Raw genomic sequence first — 19972 nt, 5'->3', positions numbered from 1 at the left:
CTACAACCTCCACTTTACGAAACACTTTGACGCAACGCTTGGAGCATGGAATTCCACGTTTCCGTGCTCGAGAGGCTGAGCGACCAAATGGCAACGCCGGGCAGCCCAAGCTCATTGACGAGCTGCAATTTGCGCTGCATGGTCTTGTCGGTCTCGTACCACACCTCCATATAACCGTCCGGCTTCGCGTATTTGGCATAGGCTACCCCAAGGGTGTCGTTCCACTGGCTCTCAGCGTGGTGCTGCGCCAAAATATCACGGATGTTGGGTGCCGCGACAGCTTCGCTGGTCACGCTCCCGTCACGGTGCACGTACCAGAACCGCGTGTAGAAGGGAAGTCCGAGAATCAATTTGTCCGCAGGGACGCCGGTGGACAACAGATCATTCACAGAGGATTCGACCCAGGGGACATCGGCAACGGGTCCTGGCTCCGAGTCGCCGCCCCAGTGTTCGTCATACGCCATCAGCACCACGTAATCGCAGGATTCGGCGAGGCCGGCGTGGAAAAACGCGGCGTCGTCCTTGAGAAAAACGATATCCGGCGTAATGTCCGCTGACAGGGTGATGTGGGCGGTATGGAGCCCGGAAGCCAGGGACTGGATGAATTGGGTAAAGGCAGTCCTGTCCTCCGCATGAACGTTCTCGAAATCGATGTTCACGCCATCCAATTTCCCCGCGACGGCTGCGTGGACGATATTCTGAACCAATCGCTGACGGTTCGCTGGCTGCGACAGCACGCTGTGCGTCAGCGACGCGTTGAACTGGTTGTCGCACATCGCCCATACTTGGACGTGGTGCTGGTGGGCGTAGCGGACGACATCCGATTCAACGTGGTCGTCAATTTGACCGTTTGCGTTTTGCACGCTCATCCATTTTGGGCTGATCACGCTGATGCCTGGATTTTCTTGAATCAGGTGGATGGTTCGGCTGGCGGTGTCGTACGGAGCCCAACCGATGGCGAGCTTGTTGCTCGATTGTTCCCAGGTGGAGAGCGAATTGAACAGGCTGGCCTGGCTGCCTGATGACTGCGCATCTGCACGGTCGTCCAGCACCGGTAACTGCGTGGAGAGCATGCTCGCAGGGTTCGCCAGCGGAAGTTTGAACACCGACGAGATGGTGCGAAGCAGAGAGTGGTCTTCCGGCTCTGCGGCAGACTGATAGTCGGGCGTTCCCACCAGCTCACTGACTTCCACGGCAGCCAGATTGGAGGCCTCCAATTGCGCGGCGGATTGCCAAGACCCGCCGCCGTACAGCAGCAGCAGACTGCCAACGCACCCCGCTGCAAGGACCAGTGCGCAGAAGATGGCCACGAACCAACGAACGACAACGGAAGAGGTGCGCAGGTACATGGTGCGACTCCTTTCTCAGCGTCATCTATGGCGCTTGTTCCGTAGGACTGCCCTACCACCTACCCATAACCTATGAACCGGCCTTGTAGAATAGAAGAATTGGCGGAATCGTTTTTCTTCGGTATGATGAAAGCGGAAGTGAGGCGAACGCAGTGCTCCTGTGGGCGAATGGTCAAGTCACTGAGGTAGAACCGAGAAAACCGGATGTCGAACAGGTGGGTTGGCTGCATCTGTGCAAACCGACCGACGCAGATCTCCACCATCTTCTGCTGGATATGTTCCACTGCCATCCATTGGCGTTGGAGGATATTGTCCATCAGGGACAACGGGCGAAGTTGGACGTGTATCATTCACAGCCCGACGCTCACGCGTTCATCACATTTCATTCCGTCGACAAACGCTTGAACACGGTGGAGTTTTCCATCGTCATGGGACCGAATTACGTGATCACAGTGACGTATCAGCCCTTGTCCTGGTTGGAGGACCTGCACAGGCAGGCCATCCGGATGCCGGACATGATGGCGCACGCGGGGGTGTTGGTGCACCGCATCCTCGATGTCTGTGTGGATGGGTATTTTTCCGTATTGGATGCATTGGAGAGTCGCTTGGATAACTTGGAACAACAGGTGTTTCGGAACACGACAACCGATTTGGCGCCAGTCATCTTCCGCGAGAAACGACGCCTGCACCGCGTGCGGCGCGTGGCCATGGACGGTCGAAACGTGCTGGGTCAACTGGCCCACGACGCCTTCCCGTACACGAATGACACACAGCGCGTATACTACCTGGACGTCTATGATCACATTTCAAGAATCGTCGACGGATTCGACGGGGTGCGCGACGCGTTGAGCGGTCTCTTGGATCTGCAGACGGCACAGCGCGGCAACCGCATGAACGAAGTGATGAAAACGTTGACCATCTTCAGCAGCATCTTTTTGCCGCTGTCGTTCATCGTCGGTTTGTACGGCACCAATTTTCATGACATTCCGGAGCTTTCGTGGAAGTACGGCTACCTGTATCTGTGGTGCCTCCTCATCGCAGTGGCCATCGGATTGGGTGTATACTTCAAGAAACGAGGATGGTGGTAGTATGTTGACGGCCGTGCAGCCGGATGTGTTTCGCCTGGAACTGCAAACGCCGCTCCCCGTGGGTTCCGTCAACGCGTTCGTCGTGAAGTCCGCTGACGCCGTGGTATTGGTGGACTGCGGGCTCAACCATCAACCCACCCGCGACGCGCTCGTAGCTGGACTGGCACAGCTCGGTGTGCGACCGGAAGATGTGACCGCGGTGGTTCTCACGCACGGACACGTGGATCATGTGGGGGCGGCCAGTTTGTTTCAGGAGAAGGATGTGCCCATCTACGCGCTTCCTGGCGTGCAGACATGGCTGCAGCCGGGTGGACCCTGGGAACAGTATCGGCTCGAGTTTTTCGATGCGCTGTACCGGACCATGGGCCTTCCCGACGCCATTCGCGAGCGCGCCAAGCAGGAGTTTTTTTTACTTCAAAAATGGAACGACCGGTCGGTAGTGAACGTCGAATTGCACCCGGGAGAGACCCTGCCCTGGTTCCCAGACTACGAGGTACTGCATGTTCCCGGCCACGCCCAGGCTGCGCTGGCGTTGTGGAATCGGGTGACCGGTGAGTTGCTCGTCGGGGATCAGCTGTTGCCGCATGTGTCCTCCAATGCGTTTGTGGAGCCGAAATTGAACGCGAGTTCGGGACGAACTGCGGATCGAACGCGCAGCCTGCTGGATTACCGGGAGAACCTGCGAGAGCTCGCAAACATGTCGCTGACCACGGTCTATCCGGGCCATGGCGCACCGTTTCAGGGAGCGAGCGAGCTCATAGGGCAGCGATTGCGCGAGCAGGAGGAGCGCCGAGCCTCTTTTTTTGAATTGGTCCGATTGCGTCCGGGCGCCACGGCATTCGAGCTTGCGACCACGTACTTCCCGAGGCACCTTCACCAGGTGTCGCTGATCCTGTCCGAGTCCCTCGGGTATTTGGATTGGCTGGAAGCGGATGGCGATGTGCGGACCCAAGTGGACGAGACGGGTGTGGTACACTGGTATTCGGCGCACTGAATTCAGAGTCCGGCAACGCCGGCGCAGGGAGAGGAGATTCGCGGAGATGACGAGTGACAACGTGAACCGATTCACGCATTTCGATCCGGACGGCAGGCCGCACATGGTGGACGTTTCCGATAAACCGTTCAGCGCACGAACCGCAGTGGCCGAGGTCCTGGTTCGCATGCATCGGGAGACGCGCCGGGCGGTCGAAGCGCGCGCCGTCGCCAAGGGAGATGTGCTCGGCGTGGCGGAACTGGCAGGCATCATGGCGGCGAAGCGAACGGCTGAATTGATTCCGCTGTGCCACCCCATCCCGTTGTCCAAAGTGTCTTTGGAATCGGAATGGCTGGACATTGAAGATCCGGACGGCGCGTGCCTGCGCATATGTGCCACGGTGAAGACCACGCACCAAACCGGTGTGGAAATGGAAGCGTTGACCGCAGTCAGCGTGGCCGCCCTGACCGTGTACGACATGTGCAAGGCGTTCGACAAGGCCATGGCGATTCAATCGACCCGCCTGCTTCACAAATCCGGCGGCCGCAGCGGTACGTACGATGCCTCGGCAACGTGACCGAAGCGCGGACGCGGCGCCGACTACTCGGCGGACGGCGGGCTGGCAGCGACGGTGGTCTGCCGCTTTGGGCGGCGCTTTTTCAATTTGCCGCGTTTCTTGTCTCGGTGGTAAATGAAACCCCCGAGAAATGCGGTGGCGGAGCCTCCCAACAGCAGCCCCGCCACTGCCCACAGCGCATCCCCCGCGTCTCCCTGCGCCAGCCACCACAGGATGTGCACGCGAAATAGATTGAACCCTTCCCCGGCCAGTAAGAACACACTCATCAAAATTCCCCAGGCCAACAGGCGACGCACCGGCGGGCACCTCCCGAACGAAATTGGCGAACCGCTTCACGACCGAAAATCCGCACAATCCTCTGACATTTATGATAACACATCCTCGCGTCGCGCAGGTGTGGGCCATCGCCCGCTGATGATACAATATGCAGGGAGAGGAGGGGAAATGGTGTTGCATGTCGTCATCGTGGGCGCGGGGCAGGGCGGCACGCGCGTATTGCAGGCGCTGCACGGACATCCCAAGTTGAACGTTCGATGCGTCGTGGACGTGCGGCCGAACGCGCCGGGGATGGTGTTGGCGCGCCGCTTCGGCGTGGCGGTGGAAACGGATTTTCGCCGCGCTGTTCCGACGTATCGCGGCATCTCCATCGATGTGATTCTGGAGGCCACCGGAGACGAAGCCGTGTATCACGAACTCCGGCGGCTGGCAGGCGGCATCCCGGTGATTGCGGGAAATGACCTGAAGTTTTTCATGGTGCTGGTGGAGGACAAGGAGATGCTCATTCAGCAGCTGCGCGATAGACAGCAGAACCTGCAATGGGTGCTCGACGCCACCTTGGACGCCATGGTCGGGATGGACAGCGACGGCCGGGTGACTCTGTACAACCGCGCGGCCGAGCGGATTTTCGGCGTCACGGTGGAGGACGCGTACGGGCGGCCGGTACAGGACATTGTGCCGTACCCTGAATTGTTGTCCATCTTTCAGAACGACACCGTGGAGCGGGGCAGACGCGTCAAAACTGGAGAGACGGAATGGCTGGTCAGCCGTGTCCGCGTGTACGGTGAACATCAACAGGTGGTGGGTGCGATTGCGACGCTTCGCGATGTGACAGAACTGCAGCGGCTCGCGGTGGAGGTGACCAACCTCCGCGAAATCCAGACCATGTTGGAGGCCGTCATCCAATCGACGCAGGACGCCATTTCCGTTGTGGACGAACACGGCCGGGGCATGCTCATCAATCCGGCATACACCCGGTTGACCGGCCTCACACCGGAACAGGTGCTCAACCAGCCGGCGGATGTGGACATTGCCGAAGGGGAGAGCATGCACCTTCAGGTATTGCGCACGGGAAAACCAGTGAAAGGCGTGCCGATGAAAGTGGGTCCCCACCGGCGGGAGGTCATTGTGAATGTGGCCCCCATCATCGTGGACGGATCGCTCCGGGGCAGCGTGGGCGTCATTCACGACGTGTCAGAGATCAAGCGGCTGACGGAGGAATTGGACAAGGCGAACCACTTGATCCGCACGCTGCAGGCCAAATACACGTTCGCCGACATCGCCGGAACGAGCTCTGCGTTGAAGCTTGCGGTGGAACAGGCGCGCACCGCTGCCAAAACGCCCGCCACCGTGCTCCTGCGCGGTGAATCCGGAACCGGCAAGGAATTGTTTGCACACGCCATCCACAACGAGAGCAATCGCCGTTATCGCCCGTTCGTGCGGGTCAATTGCGCGGCGCTCAGCGACACTTTGCTTGAGAGCGAACTGTTCGGGTACGAGGAAGGAGCTTTCACTGGCGCAAAACGCGGCGGAAAGCGCGGGCTGTTTGAGGAAGCGTCGGGCGGCACGCTGTTTCTGGATGAGATTGGCGAACTGAGCACAGCCACTCAGGCAAAGCTGCTTCGGGCACTGCAGGAGCGGGAAATCGTTCGAGTGGGTGGAACCGTTCCGATTCCGGTGGATGTACGCGTGATTGCTGCGACGCATGTGCATCTCGAGCAGGCCGTGGCGGCGGGGAGATTTCGGGAGGATCTGTACTATCGAATCAATGTGGTGCCCATAGTGATCCCACCGCTTCGGTATCGGCTGGAAGATCTGGAATCGTTGGCGCTTCGCATCATCGCTCGGCAGAACCAGGCGTTCGGTCGCAACGTGCAGCACATCTCCGCAGCGGCGATTGAGGTGTTGAAAGAGTACCACTGGCCCGGAAACGTTCGGGAGCTCGAAAACATCATTGGGCAAGCGATGATTCGCATGGGCTATCACGAAACGCGTTTGGAGGCGCATCATTTGCCGCTCTTGCCGATTGGCGGCGGGAGCGCAGAATCGGCTGTGACGCCAGCGGTCGCGTCCATACAGGGGACGCTCGACCAGATGCTCGCCCGCTGGGAGCGCGAGTTGATTGAACGCGTCATCGACGAAGTCGGTGGGAACAAGGCTGCCGCGGCTCGGCGGCTGGGCATCTCCATTCGGACACTGTATTACAAATTGCAGCGGAACAAGGATGGATGAACAAGCGATGAAAACGCTTGCCTGAAAAAAGTTGCACAATGTGCAAGATATTGCGCACGTCGTGTGCTGGATTTTGCAGTTATGCGCCGACGGGGAGAGCGACAGCTGTGCGCAGGTGCGGCCGCCATGTTGGCACGGCGCTTGCATGATTCCGTCAATCGGCAGCCTCGCAGCCAGTTTGGAATTGAACATCTTTCTGTTATTCTAAGGTGTGAACGAACCGGGAGGAAGGGTTTTCCATGCAACTGTTCAGTTATCTTGAAAAGTATGACTACGAGCAAGTGGTATTTTGTCACGACGAGGCCTCTGGTTTGAAGGCCATCATTGCAATTCACGACACAACGCTGGGGCCGGCGCTGGGCGGATGTCGCATGTGGACCTATCAAAGCGAGGACGAGGCCATCCTCGACGCGCTGCGTTTGGCCCGTGGCATGACGTATAAAGCTGCCGCCGCCGGACTGAACCTGGGCGGAGGGAAGACCGTGGTGATTGGCAATCCGCGCACCGACAAGTCGGAAGCGATGTTCCGGGCGCTCGGCCGCTACATTCAGAGTCTCAACGGCCGGTACATCACCGCGGAAGATGTGGGTACCAACGTCCAGGATATGGATATGATTCATATGGAGACCGATTATGTCACCGGCGTGTCGCAGGCGTACGGATCGAGCGGAAATCCAAGCCCGATGACCGCATACGGCGTGTTTCGCGGCATTCAGGCGACGGCCAACGTTGCCTTGGGCTCCCCGGATTTGGCGGGCCGTACGGTCGCGGTGCAGGGGCTCGGCAGCGTGGGCTATTCGCTGGCGGAGCAGCTGCGGGCCGCTGGGGCCAATCTCATTGTGACCGACATCAATGAGGATCAGTTGCGGCGGGCTGCGTCTGAGCTGGGCGCGCGGGTCGTGGCGCCCGCTGAGATTTTCGACGTGGAATGCGATATTTTTGCGCCGTGTGCGCTCGGCGCGGTCATCAACGACGATACGGTGGAACGTCTGCGCTGCAAAGCGGTGGCAGGATCTGCTAACAACCAACTGGCCGAGGAACGCCATGGCGACAGACTGCATGAGCGCGGGATTCTCTACGCGCCGGATTACGTCATCAACGCCGGTGGCCTCATCAACGTGGCGGATGAGTTGGAGGGGTACAACGCGGACCGCGCGCGCAAGAAGGTCGAGGGAATTTACGATATCATGCTGGAAATCTACAACATTGCCGAGCGGGAAGGGATTCCGACCTACCGGGCAGCGGACCACATGGCGGAGGCGCGCATTGAGCAGATGCGTCGCGTGCGCGGCACGTTCGTGCGCAACGAGAAGTCCGCGCTGCATCGCTGAGACGAGTGGTTGAAGGAGGCAGGTTTTTTCATGGCGGAAGCGAATTATGACGTGGTGATAATCGGCGGCGGTACAGGCGGTTACGTCGCGGCCATCCGGGCGGCGCAGCTGGGCCTGAAAACGGCCGTCGTCGAGCGAGACCAGTTGGGGGGGACGTGTTTACATCGCGGCTGTATTCCGAGCAAGGCGCTCCTGCGCTCCGCCGAAGTCTTCGCAGCGGTGAAGGATGCCGACCGGTATGGTGTGGAGACTTCGCAGCCGACGTTCAACTTGGCGAAGGCGATGGAGCGCAAGGCGCGGGTGGTGGAGCAACTGCACCGCGGCGTCCAGTACCTGATGAAGAAGAACGACATCACGGTGGTTCGTGGAATTGGCCGGGTGATGGGACCGTCCATTTTCTCGCCGCAGGCCGGTGCGGTGTCGGTGGAACTGGAGAACGGAGATACGCAGATTCTGACGCCGCGGTTCACGTTGATTGCGACCGGATCGCAGCCTCGCGCGTTGCCGGGGCTTCCGTTTGACGGCAGGCACGTGCTGTCGAGCGATGATGCGTTGCAGCTGCAGGAACTCCCCGCATCGATGGTGATTGTCGGCGCGGGGGCCATCGGTGTGGAATGGGCGTCCATGTTGTCCGATTTTGGGGTTCAGGTGACGTTGGTGGAGGCATTGCCGCGGATTTTACCCCTGGAAGATGCCGATGTGTCCACGGAAGTTGAGCGCCTGCTGCAGAAGCGCGGCGTTCGCGTGTTGACGGAGACGCGTGTGCTGGCCGAAACGCTGGAGAAGGCGGGCGGTATTCAGGTTGATGTGGATGCGCCGTCAGGTCCGGAACGGCTGGCTGCGGATTGCATGCTCGTGGCGGTTGGACGCGCGCCGATGGTGGAGAACATTGGACTGGAGGCCACCGAAATTCGCGTCGAGCGCGGCGCGATTGTCGTGGACGAACATTACCGGACAGCCGAACCAAACATTTTTGCCATTGGCGACGTGATTGGCGGTCTTCAGTTGGCTCATGTCGCTGCGCACGAAGGGATTCACGCCGTGGAAGTGATGGCTGGCAGGACGCCGCGCCCGTTGGATTACAGCATGGTTGCGAAGTGTACCTACAGCCGTCCGGAAGTGGCCAGCGTGGGCCTGACGGAAGCCGAAGCGCGGGAGCGCGGTTTTACCGTGAAAACGGGCACTTTCTCGTTCCGGGCCATCGGCAAGGCGCTGGTCTATGGCGATGCGGACGGATGGGTGAAGATTGTGGCCGACGGGGACACCGACGACGTGCTCGGCGTGCATATGGTCGGGCCGCATGTCACCGACTTGATCTCGGAAGCTGCGCTGGCGCGCGTGTTGAACGCGACGCCATGGGAAATGGCGCACACCATTCACCCGCATCCGACCCTGTCCGAGGTGCTCGGAGAAGCGGCGTTGAGCGTGGATGGATTGGCGATTCACTCATAAGCGCACGGGGATGTTCAAGGGGGGCGAGAGCCTGTGACGGAAGTCGTACGCCATCGGGCGTTGGGATTAACAGACGAGCAGGTACTGGAAATGTACCGCTATATGGTGTTGGCGCGAACGGTGGATGAGCGCATGTGGCTGTTGAACCGGGCGGGAAAAATTCCGTTTGTGATTTCCTGTCAGGGTCAGGAAGGTGCTCAGGCCGGCGCAGGGTTTGCGCTGGATCCGAGCAAGGACTACATCGCGCCGTATTATCGCGACCTGTGCCTGGTCCTGATTTACGGACACACCGCGAAGACGGAGCTCTTGGCCGCCTTCGGCAAGCCGGAAGATCCGAACAGTGGGGGACGGCAGATGCCCGGACACTTTGGTGACCGGGCGCGGCGGATCATCACCGGATCGAGTCCGGTGGGGACGCAGATTCCGCATGCCGTGGGCGCCGCGCTCGCGGCGAAGATGCGCGGAGACGATTTTGTCGCGTACGTTTCCTTCGGAGAAGGAACGAGCAACCAGGGGGATTTCCATGAAGCGGCCAATTTTGCCGGGATTCACAAGCTGCCGGTGATATTCTTCTGCGAAAACAACAAGTACGCCATCTCTGTTCCGGAGAGCAAGCAGCTGGCCTGCAAGAATGTGGCGGATCGGGCGGCGGGTTACGGGTTTGAGGGCGTCGTGGTGGACGGCATGGATGCTCTCGAGGTGTACCGCGTCATGAAGGCCGCGGTAGAAAAGGCGCGCAATGGCGGCGGCCCGACGTTGGTGGAAGCGAAGACGTACCGGCTCGTTCCGCACTCCAGCGACGATGACGACCGCTCCTACCGGTCGCGGGAAGAAGTGGAAGAGGCCAGAAAGGGAGATCCCATCGTGCGGTTGCGGAATTATTTGCTGGAAGTCGGCGTACTCACGGAGGAGCAGGACGCGGCCCTGCGTCAGGCCGCTTTGGATGAAGTGAACGAAGCGACGGCGTACGCGGAACAGGCGCCGCACGCGGATCCGTCGACGTTGACGAAGTTCGTCTACGCGGAGGAGGCGCTGAGCGATGGCCGTTAAGCAATATATTGATGCAATTCGCGAAGCACTGCAGCAGGAGATGGCCCGCGACGAGCGCGTGTTCGTGCTCGGCGAGGACGTGGGCGTACGCGGCGGCGTTTTCCGCGTGACCGACGGCCTGCAGGCGCAATTTGGAGAATACCGCGTTCTCGACTTTCCGCTGACGGAATCCGCGATTGTGGGCGTCGCCATTGGCGCTGCGGCAGCGGGCATGATTCCGGTGGCGGAGATTCAATTCGCGGACTTCATTCTCCCGGCGGTCAACCAGATCATTTCCGAGGCTGCGAAAATCCGCTATCGATCGAACAATGACTGGAATTGTCCCATCGTCATTCGCGCGCCCTTTGGGGGCGGCGTCCACGGGGCGCTGTATCATTCGCAGAGTATGGAGGCGCTGTTCACGCATGTGCCTGGATTGAAAGTGGTGGTGCCCTCGACACCCGAGGACGCCAAAGGGCTGCTGCTGTCGGCCATTCGAGATCCGGACCCGGTGTTGTTCTTCGAGCACAAGAAGCTTTACCGCTCCATCAAGGGAGAGGTGCCAGACTCGCCCTACACCACGCCGCTTGGGAAGGCGGCGGTGCGCCGAGAAGGCGACGATGTGACCGTCATCACGTACGGGCTCGGCGTCCATCTCGCGTTGGAAGCGGCGGAGCGGCTCGAATCGGAGGGAATCACCGCGCATGTTTTGGACCTGCGCACGCTGCGGCCGCTGGACGAGGAGGCCATTCTGGCAGCGGCGCGGCGGACGGGCAAGGTGCTGATTGTCCACGAGGACAACAAAGTCTGCGGCATCGGCGCCGAGGTGTCCGCGCTGATTGGCGAGTACGCCCTGTTTGACCTGGATGCCCCGATTCGCCGACTGGCGGGGCCCGAGGTGCCGGCGATGCCATTCAGTCCGACATTGGAGAAGGCATACATGTTGAACACGGACAAGGTTGCAAGTGAGATGCGGTCGTTGGCCCGATTCTGATGGTCGCGAGCACCGCATGGAAGGAGTATGGTCCATGGCAGATGTGAAAATGCCGCAATTGGGAGAGAGCGTCACCGAAGGCACCCTCGGGAAGTGGTTGAAAGCGCCCGGAGACAAAGTGGAGAAGTACGAACCGCTGGTGGAAGTGATCACGGACAAGGTGACGGCGGAAGTTCCCTCGGACTTCGCTGGCACGCTGGCCGAGATTGTGGTGCCTGAAGGCGAGACGGTCACGGTGGGAACGGTCATCTGTCGGATTGCCGAGGAAGGTGACGCGACTTCCGGCGCATCGTCGGAAGGGCCTGCCGCGGACGCACAGGTTGTCCAGGCTGTTTCACCTATCTCCACGGAGAAGAAACATGCGACGGAACGCGGTGCCGTCCGTCGATACTCGCCTGCGGTATTGCGCCTCGCGGAAGAGCACCAGATTGATTTGTCGCGACTGGAGGGCACGGGGGAAGGCGGTCGCATCACGCGCAAGGACGTCCTCGCGTACGTGCAGCGGCGTTCGGCCGCAACTGCCTCTGTCAGCACGGAGGGTGAGAATCGGACGCAGGGGACGGTCTCGCGTCCCACAGAGCGCGCGGATTTCGCGCCGATGCCACCGACGTCGCCCCTCGCGCCAAGCGGGGACGAGGATGTCCAACGCATCGAACCCTCCCCGATTCGCCGGACGATTGCACGACGGATGGTGGAGAGCAAGCGCAACGCGCCGCATGCCTGGACGATGGTGGAAGCCGATGTGACGCGCCTGGTGGCGCTGCGCACCGCGGTCAAGGCCGACTTCAAACGGCGGGAAGGCATCGACTTGACCTACCTCCCGTTCTTCATCAAAGCGGTCGTGGAAGGGTTGAAACAGTACCCGATGCTGAACGCCGCTTGGATCGACGACAAGATCGTGATGCATCAGCGAATCAACATCTCCATCGCCGTGGCGACGGACGACGCGCTCGCGGTGCCGGTGATTCACAACGCGGACCGGTTGAGCATCGCGGGGCTGGCGCACGCCGTCAACGAATTGGCGGCGAAAGCCCGATCCGGACGGTTGTCGATGCAGGATGTCCAGGGCGGGACGTTCACGGTGAACAATACGGGGGCGTTCGGATCTATCTTGTCCCAGCCCATCATCAATGCACCACAAGCGGCCATATTGTCCGTGGAGTCCATTGTGAAGCGGCCAGTGGTGGTGGACGACGCGATTGCGATTCGCAGCATGGTGAACCTGTGTCTGTCGTTGGATCACAGGTTGCTGGACGGTTGGATTGCGGGCCAATTCCTCAAAGCGGTTCGCGAGCGCCTGCAGTCGTTCGGTCCGGATACGGTTCTGTACTGACGGCGGAGGCGAAATATACTGCGGCCCGCGGCTGGCCGGCGAGGGTACGGGATGGTGTGTGGGGCACCATCCTTTGACATGTTCCCAAGATGAATTACACTGGGATTGGGGCGTTTGTCGGCCCGCCAACGGAAGGATGTGTGATGAATGGAAGCCAAGCATCTGGAGAAACAGCGGCTGAAAGAACAACGCATGAAGGAACAGATTGCATCGCGGCCGGACTGGTTGAAAATTCAAGTCAGCACCGGACCCAATTACCGCGATTTAAAGGGCATCATGCGCGGCAAGTCGCTGCACACGGTGTGCGAGGAAGCGCGCTGCCCGAATATCTTTGAGTGTTGGGAACACCGCACGGCCACGTTCATGATTCTCGGAGACATCTGCACCCGAGCCTGCCGGTTCTGCGCAGTGCACAGCGGCAAGCCGACCGAATTGGATTGGGCGGAGCCGAAGCGGGTGGCCGACGCGGTGGTGGACATGGGTTTGCAGCACGTGGTGGTGACCAGCGTGGCGCGCGACGATTTGGAAGACGGCGGTGCATCGATTTTCGCCGCTACCATTCGCGCCATTCGCGAACGGGTGCCCGGCTGCGGCGTGGAAGTCCTGATTCCGGACTTCATGGGCAATTGGGACGCCTTGAAGACGGTGTTGGATGCCTCCCCGGATATCTTGAACCACAATGTGGAAACGGTTCGCCGCCTGTCCGACAAGGTCCGTTCCAAGGCGAAGTATGATCGGACCCTGGAACTGCTCCGGCGCTCCAAGGAAATGCGGCCCGACATTCGAACCAAGTCCAGTATCATGGTCGGTCTCGGCGAAACGATGGAAGAGATTTATGAGACGATGGACGATCTGCGCGCCGTCGATGTGGACATCCTGACCATCGGCCAGTACCTGCAACCGACGAAGAAGCACTTGTTGGTGGAGAAGTTCTACACGCCAACCGAGTTTCTCCGGCTGCGCGGCGAAGGGTTGAAGCGAGGCTTCGCCCACGTCGAATCCGGGCCGCTGGTGCGCAGCTCGTACCACGCTCATGAACAAGTGCTGCGGGCGAATGGCCTGCCGCTGCAGTCGCTGAGTGCCGAGGAACGGGAACAGCACCTGAAGCGGCAAGCGGCGGAATCCATGACGGCGGCAGCCGGCACGGACGGAGGTTATGGCGATTGAGTACGGTGAATGCCACGTGGGTTCAACTAGGGCGGATGAAGTACGATCAGGCGTTGAACATTCAGGAAGCGCAGCGAGACCGGCTGCTCCAGGGGGAAACCGATGAGCAGGTGGTGTTCTCGGTGGAACATCCACCGACCATCACCATTGGTCGCAGCGGCACGCGACAACATATCGTCGCACCGCGTGCCTACCTGGAGTCCATCGGGATGGAAGTGTACGACGTGGACCGGGGCGGAGACGTAACGTATCACGGCCCGGGGCAATTGGTGCTGTATCCGGTTTTCCACCTCGCGCCGTGGCAAAACGACGTGGGCGGCTTCGTCTGGAAGCTCGAAGAGACAGTGATTCGCGCACTCGCCGAAGTGGGCATCTCCGCGCAACGTGTCGAAGGCCTGCCCGGGGTTTGGGTGGGAGACAGTAAAATTTGTGCGATTGGCATGCGCATGCGGCGTCGGGAGTCAGGAGAGTTGGTGACATCGCACGGCATCGCCCTGAATGTCAACACGGATCTGAGTCATTTTCAAACCATCATTCCGTGCGGCATCTCCGACAAGGGTGTGACGTCGATTGAACAGCAGCTGGGCACCCAAGCATCCGTGGTAGAATGGGAGCAACGGTTGCGCACCGCGTTTGCCGAGGTCTTTGACATTTCATTCAACGTGTCATCCTTGGATTCAACGCGTGCGTGAAGCGGGGGGCTGTGTGCCCGGGGACGGCCTCGGGCGCACGTTCTTCCCCTGGGGACTACGAGAGCTGGGAAGGTGATGCAGGCCATGTCCATCGCGGAAGACTATGAAAAATGGCGAGAGAAAACCGAAAAGTCGCTGAACAAACGCCCGGAACGAAAAGCCCAGTTTGTGAACAGTTCGGATATTCCCATCGAGCGATTGTACCTGCCATCGCACGAGATGGATTCGGAGGCGGCGTACAAAGAAAAATTGGGTTTCCCGGGGGAATATCCGTTCACGCGCGGCATCCAACCGACCATGTATCGCGGGCGGTTTTGGACCATGCGCCAGTACGCCGGTTTCGGATCTGCGGAGGAGACGAATCGGCGTTTTCGATACCTGTTGGAACAGGGCCAAACCGGACTCAGCACGGCGTTTGACTTGCCGACGCAGATTGGCTACGACGCAGACCACCCATTTTCGCGAGGTGAAGTCGGAAAAGTGGGGGTATCCATCTCTTCGCTGGCGGATATGGAGACGCTGCTGGCCGGGATTCCGCTGGACAAGGTCAGCACATCGATGACCATCAATGCTCCGGCTTCCGTGCTGCTCGCCATGTATTTGGTGGTGGCTGAGAAGCAGGGCGTGTCCTGGGACAAGGTGTCCGGAACCATTCAGAATGACATTCTCAAAGAATACGTTGCGCGTGGGACCTACATTTTCCCGCCGAAGCCGTCGATGCGCCTGATCACGGATATCTTTGAATTTTGTTCGAAGGAAGTTCCGCACTGGAACACCATTTCCATCAGTGGATACCACATCCGGGAAGCTGGATCGTCTGCGGTGCAGGAAATCGCGTTCACGCTGGCCAACGCCATCGCGTACGTGGAAGCGGCACTGGAGAAAGGGCTGGATATCGACGATTTTGCTCCCCGCCTGTCCTTCTTCTTCAATGCGCACAATGATTTTTTTGAAGAAATCGCCAAATTTCGGGCGGCTCGACGCATGTGGGCCAAGATTATGCGTGAACGGTTCAACGCCAAGTCCCCACGGTCCATGCAGCTTCGCTTCCACACGCAAACGGCCGGCAGTACGTTGACTGCGCAGCAACCGGACAATAATGTGGTGCGCGTCACCATTCAGGCCATGGCGGCGGTGTTGGGCGGGACCCAGAGTTTGCATACGAACGCGCGCGACGAAGCGTTGGCCCTGCCGACAGAGGACTCCGCCCGCGTGGCGCTGCGGACACAGCAAATTATCGCGTACGAAAGCGGTATCACAAACACCGTGGACCCGTTGGCCGGCAGCTATTACGTGGAGGCGCTGACCGACGCGCTGGAGGAACGGGCTTGGAACTATATTCGCTACATCGATGACCTCGGCGGCGCGGTTGCGGCCATTGAACAGGGGTATATGCAAAAGGAAATTCACAAGTCTGCGTACGACACGCAGCGTGCCGTGGAACGTGGAGATCAGGTCGTGGTGGGTGTCAATCGCTTTACCATTGAGAATGAAACGCAGCCGGAACTGTTGCGGGTCGATCCCGAACTCGGGCGCAAGCAGTCGGAAGCGCTCGCGAAGCTTCGCAGCGAACGGGCGGAGGAACCGTGGCGGCGGGCGTTGGATGAATTGCGAGCCGGGGCGGAGCGCGACGAGAACCTGATGCCTCTGATTGTCAACGCCGTACGGGCGTACGCGACGGTGGGAGAGATTTGCGACGTGTTGCGCGACGTGTTTGGGGAATACCAAGCGCCCATTTTCTAGCGAGCGAACAGGGGGGAAGTTGGATGGCGCAGCCATTGCGCGTTCTGATTGCGAAGCCGGGCCTTGACGGCCACGACAGAGGAGCCCTGGTGATTGCGCAGGGACTTCGCGATGAAGGTATGGAAGTGATCTATACGGGCCTGCGACAGACGCCGGAGCAAATTGTGAACACGGCCATTCAGGAAGATGTGGCCTGCATCGGCCTATCGAGCCTTTCAGGGGCGCATCTCGAACTGTTTCCCGAGGTGGTGCGCCTGTTGAAAGAGCAACAGGCTGACGACATTCTGGTGATTGGCGGCGGTGTCATTCCCGAAGAGGACATCGCGGTCCTGGAGGCGCAGGGGATTGCCAAAGTGTTCACGCCGGGAACGCGGATTGAGACGGTTGCGGAATTCATCCGCACACACGTTCGGCTTCGGCCATTGGACGAGTCGCCGGCGGCGAGCGTGACCGTCCTCGGCCTGGACCACGTGGGTATTGCGGTTCACCGCCTGGAGGATGCGCTGCCCCTGTACACGGGCCTGCTGGGGTTGAAGGTGACGCACGAAGAAACCGTGGAAGACCAGGGCGTGCGCGTGGCGTTTCTCGCGGCGGGGGGTACGAATATCGAATTGTTGGAACCGGTTCGCGATTCGAGCGCGGTCGCGAAGTTCCTCGCGAAGCGGGGACCGGGCATTCATCACATCGCGTATGCGGTGCCGGATGTCCAGACGGCCTTGAACCAGGCGAACTCTGCTGGGTACCATGTCCTGGATGAATCGCCGCGCCGCGGCGCCCACGGGAAGTGGGTGGCTTTCGTGCATCCCAAGGACACGTTCGGCGTGCTGATGGAGTTTTGTCAATCTTCGCAGGCAGGTGACCGGACTTGATGGAAGACAAAATCTACGACCTCCAGGATCGCCGCAGACGCGTCGAACTGGGCGGCGGTGATCATCGCATTCTGCAGCAACATGAGAAGGGCAAATTGACGGCGCGGGAACGGATTGACCTCCTGCTCGATCCGGGGACGTTTCGAGAACTGAATCCGTTTTCCGCCACGCGCGCCCAATACTTTGGCATGGATACGGTGGACGCGCCCGGCGAAGGCGTGGTCACCGGATACGGGAAAATTGATGGACGGACAGTGTACGTATTTGCTCAAGATTTCACGGTGTTCGGGGGCGCGCTCGGCGAGGTGCACGCGCAGAAAATTGTCAACATCATGGACTTGGCTGCAAAGAACGGAGCGCCTCTGATTGGCCTCAACGATTCCGGCGGCGCACGCATTCAGGAGGGTGTTGTCTCGCTCGACGGTTACGGGCACATTTTCTACCGGAATTCGATTTATTCCGGAGTGATTCCACAAATCTCCGTGATCATGGGTCCCTGTGCGGGAGGTGCCGTGTACTCGCCCGCCATCACGGACTTCATCTTCATGGTGGAGGGCACCAGTCAAATGTTCATCACCGGACCCAAAGTGATTGAAACGGTCACCGGCGAGAAGATCACCAGTGACAATCTCGGTGGGGCACGCGTGCAGGCCAGCGTCAGCGGCGTTGCCCACTTCTCCGCCGCCTCGGAAGAAGAGGCGCTGCAGGGCGTGCGTCGGCTGCTCAGTTTCTTGCCCTCGTCGCACAGGGAGAAGGCGCCGAGAAAAGCCGGATCATACACGTTCGACGCGGACGAGGAAATGCTCCGTTTGGTTCCGGAGGACGGGACAAAAGTGTATGATGTGAAGGATGTCATCGCTCGCCTCGTGGACGACGGTGAATTTCTCGAAGTGCAGCCCTTATTTGCGCGCAATGCGGTGGTGGGATTCGGTCGGATTGGCGGGTACACCGCCGGGTTTGTGGCGAACCAGCCGAAGTACATGGCGGGCGGTTTGGACATCGACTCCTCCGACAAGATTGCGCGATTCATCCGTTTCTGCGATGCGTTCAACATTCCCATTGTCACCCTGGAGGATGTGACCGGGTTCATTCCGGGCGTCAAGCAGGAACACGGCGGCATCATTCGTCACGGCGCAAAAATTCTCTACGCGTATTCGGAAGCCACGGTTCCGAAAATCACGGTGATTTTGCGGAAGGCGTACGGGGGCGCCTACGTGGCGATGAACAGCAAGGCCATCGGCGCGGATGTCGTTTATGCATGGCCGGCGTCGGAGATTGCCGTGATGGGGCCGGAAGGCGCAGCCAACATCATTTATGCGCGGGAGATTGCCAGCAGCCCAAATCCCACTGAAACGCGGGCGGCCCGAATTGCCGAGTATCGAAGCCGGTTTGCGAATCCGTATGTCGCAGCCGGTGCCGGCATGGTCGACGATGTGATAGATCCGCGGGATACGCGCAGACTGTTGTATGAAGCGTTAGAATTACTTCAGGACAAATCCGAAACGAGGCCTGTGCGCAAACACGGGAACATCCCGCTCTAAGCGCTGCGGATGCGGACCCGGGAGCACACGGGCCAGCAGAGGATAGAGAGATACATCGATGGAGAGGGATGGATGCATTGACGTACACCATAGACCGTGACTATGTCCGGCAGCTGTTTTTGGAACTGGTCCAATTGGACAGCCCTTCCCTGTCCGAGGCAGCCGTTGCGAGCAAGTGCGCCAAGGAATTGGAAACATTGGGGTTTCAAGTGACGTTCGACGACGCTGGCACTGCCCTCGGCGGAAATACGGGAAATCTGTTGGCGTACCTGCCCGGTGAGCCGGATTGCAAAACCGCCTTGCTGGCTGCGCATATGGACACGGTGCAGCCTGGCGAAGGCGTTCGTCCGCGCGTGGACGACGCAGGGGTGGTATGGAGTGGCGGCGATACGGTGCTTGGGGCGGACGACAAGGCTGGCTTGACCGCGATTCTGGCCGGGTTGCGGGCGCTCCGTCAATCCGGACTTCGACACGGTCCCATCCAGGTGGTGTTCACCATCGCCGAGGAAATGGGACTGCAGGGGGCAAAACACTTGGACGCCTCGTGCCTGCGGGCCGATGCCGGCTTGTCGCTCGACGCCGGCGGATCGTTGGGAACGATTGTCGTAGCGGGCCCCGCGCAGGCGAAATGGCGTGCGGTTTTCACGGGGAAAGCTGCGCACGCCGGCGTTGCGCCGGAGCGCGGAATCAGCGCCATTCGCGTGGCGGCGCAGGCGGTGTCGCGGATGCCGCACGGGCGATTGGATGAGGCCACCACGGTCAACGTCGGCAGCTTCGTCGGGCAGGGGCCGACCAACGTCGTGCGGGACAAGGTCACGTTGGAAGGAGAAGCCCGCAGTCTCGACGAAGACGCCTTGACCCGCGTGCTGGAGAACATTGGACAGGTCTTTCAAGAAACGGCTGCGGAGCACCGAGCCTCTGCAGAATATGAGTACACGCTGATGTATCACGGCTTCCACTTCGATGAGCATCACCCGGTTCGCAAGGCGGTGGAAACAGCCGTCCGTGCGGCGGGATTCGCTCCGCATCCCGTGAAGTCGGGGGGCGGCAGCGATGCCAACATCTTCACGAGCAAAGGGGTTCCCACGGTGAATATCGGCATTGGGTACGAAGATATTCATTCGACGTCGGAACACGTGGCGCTGCGCGACGTGGAGCGTGCGGCCGCGGTCGTGGTGGAGTTTCTTCGGACGCTTTCCTCCGAATAGGCGATGGGCCCCGGCATGTACAATGGATGGGTCAGCGCATTCGGCCAGCTGTAGGATGGACGCTAACGGCGCTGACAGGCTATCGGTGGGTCAGGCGCAGCAGAGAACGGAGGTGTGC

General features: G+C 60.1%; 17 protein-coding genes. 15 read left to right on the top strand and 2 right to left on the bottom strand.

Going from position 1 to position 19972, the window contains the following annotated elements:
- Positions 1–14 precede the first annotated feature (14 nt).
- On the bottom strand, positions 15–1349 hold the full coding sequence (locus G463_RS0108695; protein WP_026974861.1) for a glycosyl hydrolase family 18 protein: 1335 nt from the start codon (positions 1347–1349) through the stop codon (positions 15–17).
- Between the two features lie 152 nt (positions 1350–1501).
- Here G463_RS0108695 and corA point away from each other — a divergent pair, with 152 nt between their 5' ends.
- The 3 genes from corA to moaC are packed head-to-tail and all read left to right on the top strand — an operon-like array spanning position 1502 to position 3987.
- Entirely contained in the window at positions 1502–2437 is a 936-nt protein-coding gene (gene corA / locus G463_RS0108690; protein ID WP_026974860.1) for a magnesium/cobalt transporter CorA, read from the top strand.
- Between the two features lies 1 nt (position 2438).
- The gene (locus G463_RS0108685; RefSeq protein WP_026974859.1) at positions 2439–3431 is read left to right on the top strand and encodes an MBL fold metallo-hydrolase; all 993 of its coding nucleotides are present in this window, start codon (positions 2439–2441) and stop codon (positions 3429–3431) included.
- 46 nt (positions 3432–3477) lie between these two features.
- Positions 3478–3987: a cyclic pyranopterin monophosphate synthase MoaC gene (moaC, locus tag G463_RS0108680; protein WP_035486397.1), complete on the top strand. Its 510-nt coding sequence runs from the start codon at positions 3478–3480 to the stop codon at positions 3985–3987.
- Between the two features lie 23 nt (positions 3988–4010).
- On the opposite strand, the gene G463_RS19525 is transcribed toward moaC, so the two are convergent.
- Positions 4011–4283, bottom strand: coding sequence for a DUF2627 family protein (locus G463_RS19525; RefSeq protein WP_035486390.1), 273 nt, complete (start codon positions 4281–4283; stop codon positions 4011–4013).
- Between the two features lie 154 nt (positions 4284–4437).
- On the opposite strand from G463_RS19525, the gene G463_RS0108670 reads away from it, so the two are divergent.
- The 12 genes from G463_RS0108670 to G463_RS0108610 all read left to right on the top strand — a co-directional run bounded on the left by G463_RS0108670 (position 4438) and on the right by G463_RS0108610 (position 19854).
- Positions 4438–6495, top strand: coding sequence for a sigma-54 interaction domain-containing protein (locus G463_RS0108670; RefSeq protein WP_026974857.1), 2058 nt, complete (start codon positions 4438–4440; stop codon positions 6493–6495).
- Positions 6496–6734: 239 nt separating this feature from the next.
- Entirely contained in the window at positions 6735–7826 is a 1092-nt protein-coding gene (locus G463_RS0108660) for a Leu/Phe/Val dehydrogenase (RefSeq protein WP_026974856.1), read from the top strand.
- Between the two features lie 30 nt (positions 7827–7856).
- On the top strand, positions 7857–9278 hold the full coding sequence (gene lpdA / locus G463_RS0108655; protein WP_026974855.1) for a dihydrolipoyl dehydrogenase: 1422 nt from the start codon (positions 7857–7859) through the stop codon (positions 9276–9278).
- Between the two features lie 90 nt (positions 9279–9368).
- On the top strand, positions 9369–10328 hold the full coding sequence (locus G463_RS0108650; RefSeq protein WP_051322114.1) for a thiamine pyrophosphate-dependent dehydrogenase E1 component subunit alpha: 960 nt from the start codon (positions 9369–9371) through the stop codon (positions 10326–10328).
- Positions 10318–11301, top strand: a complete 984-nt coding sequence (locus tag G463_RS0108645) for an alpha-ketoacid dehydrogenase subunit beta (RefSeq protein ID WP_026974853.1) — start codon at positions 10318–10320, stop codon at positions 11299–11301. The genes G463_RS0108650 and G463_RS0108645 overlap by 11 nt, the downstream gene beginning before the upstream one ends.
- Before the next feature lie 34 nt (positions 11302–11335).
- Complete coding sequence (locus G463_RS0108640) at positions 11336–12634, top strand: dihydrolipoamide acetyltransferase family protein (protein WP_026974852.1); 1299 nt, start codon at positions 11336–11338, stop codon at positions 12632–12634.
- Between the two features lie 147 nt (positions 12635–12781).
- Positions 12782–13801: a lipoyl synthase gene (lipA, locus tag G463_RS19520; protein WP_084171418.1), complete on the top strand. Its 1020-nt coding sequence runs from the start codon at positions 12782–12784 to the stop codon at positions 13799–13801.
- A gap of 5 nt (positions 13802–13806) precedes the next feature.
- On the top strand, positions 13807–14493 hold the full coding sequence (gene lipB / locus G463_RS0108630) for a lipoyl(octanoyl) transferase LipB (protein ID WP_026974851.1): 687 nt from the start codon (positions 13807–13809) through the stop codon (positions 14491–14493).
- An 84-nt stretch (positions 14494–14577) separates the two neighbouring features.
- A complete protein-coding gene (locus tag G463_RS0108625; RefSeq protein WP_026974850.1) occupies positions 14578–16236 on the top strand; it encodes an acyl-CoA mutase large subunit family protein in 1659 nt (552 codons plus the stop codon).
- A gap of 23 nt (positions 16237–16259) precedes the next feature.
- A complete protein-coding gene (gene mce, locus G463_RS0108620; RefSeq protein ID WP_026974849.1) occupies positions 16260–17105 on the top strand; it encodes a methylmalonyl-CoA epimerase in 846 nt (281 codons plus the stop codon).
- Complete coding sequence (locus G463_RS0108615) at positions 17105–18646, top strand: acyl-CoA carboxylase subunit beta (RefSeq protein WP_026974848.1); 1542 nt, start codon at positions 17105–17107, stop codon at positions 18644–18646. The genes mce and G463_RS0108615 overlap by 1 nt, the downstream gene beginning before the upstream one ends.
- A gap of 68 nt (positions 18647–18714) precedes the next feature.
- Positions 18715–19854 (top strand): M20/M25/M40 family metallo-hydrolase, encoded by a 1140-nt coding sequence (locus tag G463_RS0108610; protein ID WP_035486387.1) that lies wholly within the window; start codon positions 18715–18717, stop codon positions 19852–19854.
- Positions 19855–19972 lie beyond the last annotated feature (118 nt).

This window comes from Alicyclobacillus contaminans DSM 17975 (genome assembly GCF_000429525.1).
Lineage (GTDB): Bacteria > Bacillota > Bacilli > Alicyclobacillales > Alicyclobacillaceae > Alicyclobacillus_A > Alicyclobacillus_A contaminans.
This window is presented reverse-complemented; position numbering and strand designations above follow the sequence as displayed.

Excerpts from the sequence above, each read along its gene's own strand:
- G463_RS0108640 (WP_026974852.1), top strand. The coding sequence starts at position 11,336 with ATGGCAGATGTGAAAATGCCGCAATTGGGAGAGAGCGTCACCGAAGGC.
- G463_RS0108650 (WP_051322114.1), top strand. The coding sequence starts at position 9,369 with ATGTACCGCTATATGGTGTTGGCGCGAACGGTGGATGAGCGCATGTGG.
- moaC (WP_035486397.1), top strand. The coding sequence starts at position 3,478 with ATGACGAGTGACAACGTGAACCGATTCACGCATTTCGATCCGGACGGC.
- G463_RS0108685 (WP_026974859.1), top strand. The coding sequence starts at position 2,439 with ATGTTGACGGCCGTGCAGCCGGATGTGTTTCGCCTGGAACTGCAAACG.
- G463_RS0108610 (WP_035486387.1), top strand. The coding sequence starts at position 18,715 with ATGGATGCATTGACGTACACCATAGACCGTGACTATGTCCGGCAGCTG.
- G463_RS0108660 (WP_026974856.1), top strand. The coding sequence starts at position 6,735 with ATGCAACTGTTCAGTTATCTTGAAAAGTATGACTACGAGCAAGTGGTA.
- lipA (WP_084171418.1), top strand. The coding sequence starts at position 12,782 with ATGGAAGCCAAGCATCTGGAGAAACAGCGGCTGAAAGAACAACGCATG.
- G463_RS0108615 (WP_026974848.1), top strand. The coding sequence starts at position 17,105 with ATGGAAGACAAAATCTACGACCTCCAGGATCGCCGCAGACGCGTCGAA.
- mce (WP_026974849.1), top strand. The coding sequence starts at position 16,260 with ATGGCGCAGCCATTGCGCGTTCTGATTGCGAAGCCGGGCCTTGACGGC.
- lpdA (WP_026974855.1), top strand. The coding sequence starts at position 7,857 with ATGGCGGAAGCGAATTATGACGTGGTGATAATCGGCGGCGGTACAGGC.
- G463_RS0108645 (WP_026974853.1), top strand. The coding sequence starts at position 10,318 with ATGGCCGTTAAGCAATATATTGATGCAATTCGCGAAGCACTGCAGCAG.
- G463_RS0108625 (WP_026974850.1), top strand. The coding sequence starts at position 14,578 with ATGTCCATCGCGGAAGACTATGAAAAATGGCGAGAGAAAACCGAAAAG.
- G463_RS0108695 (WP_026974861.1), bottom strand. The coding sequence starts at position 1,349 with ATGTACCTGCGCACCTCTTCCGTTGTCGTTCGTTGGTTCGTGGCCATC.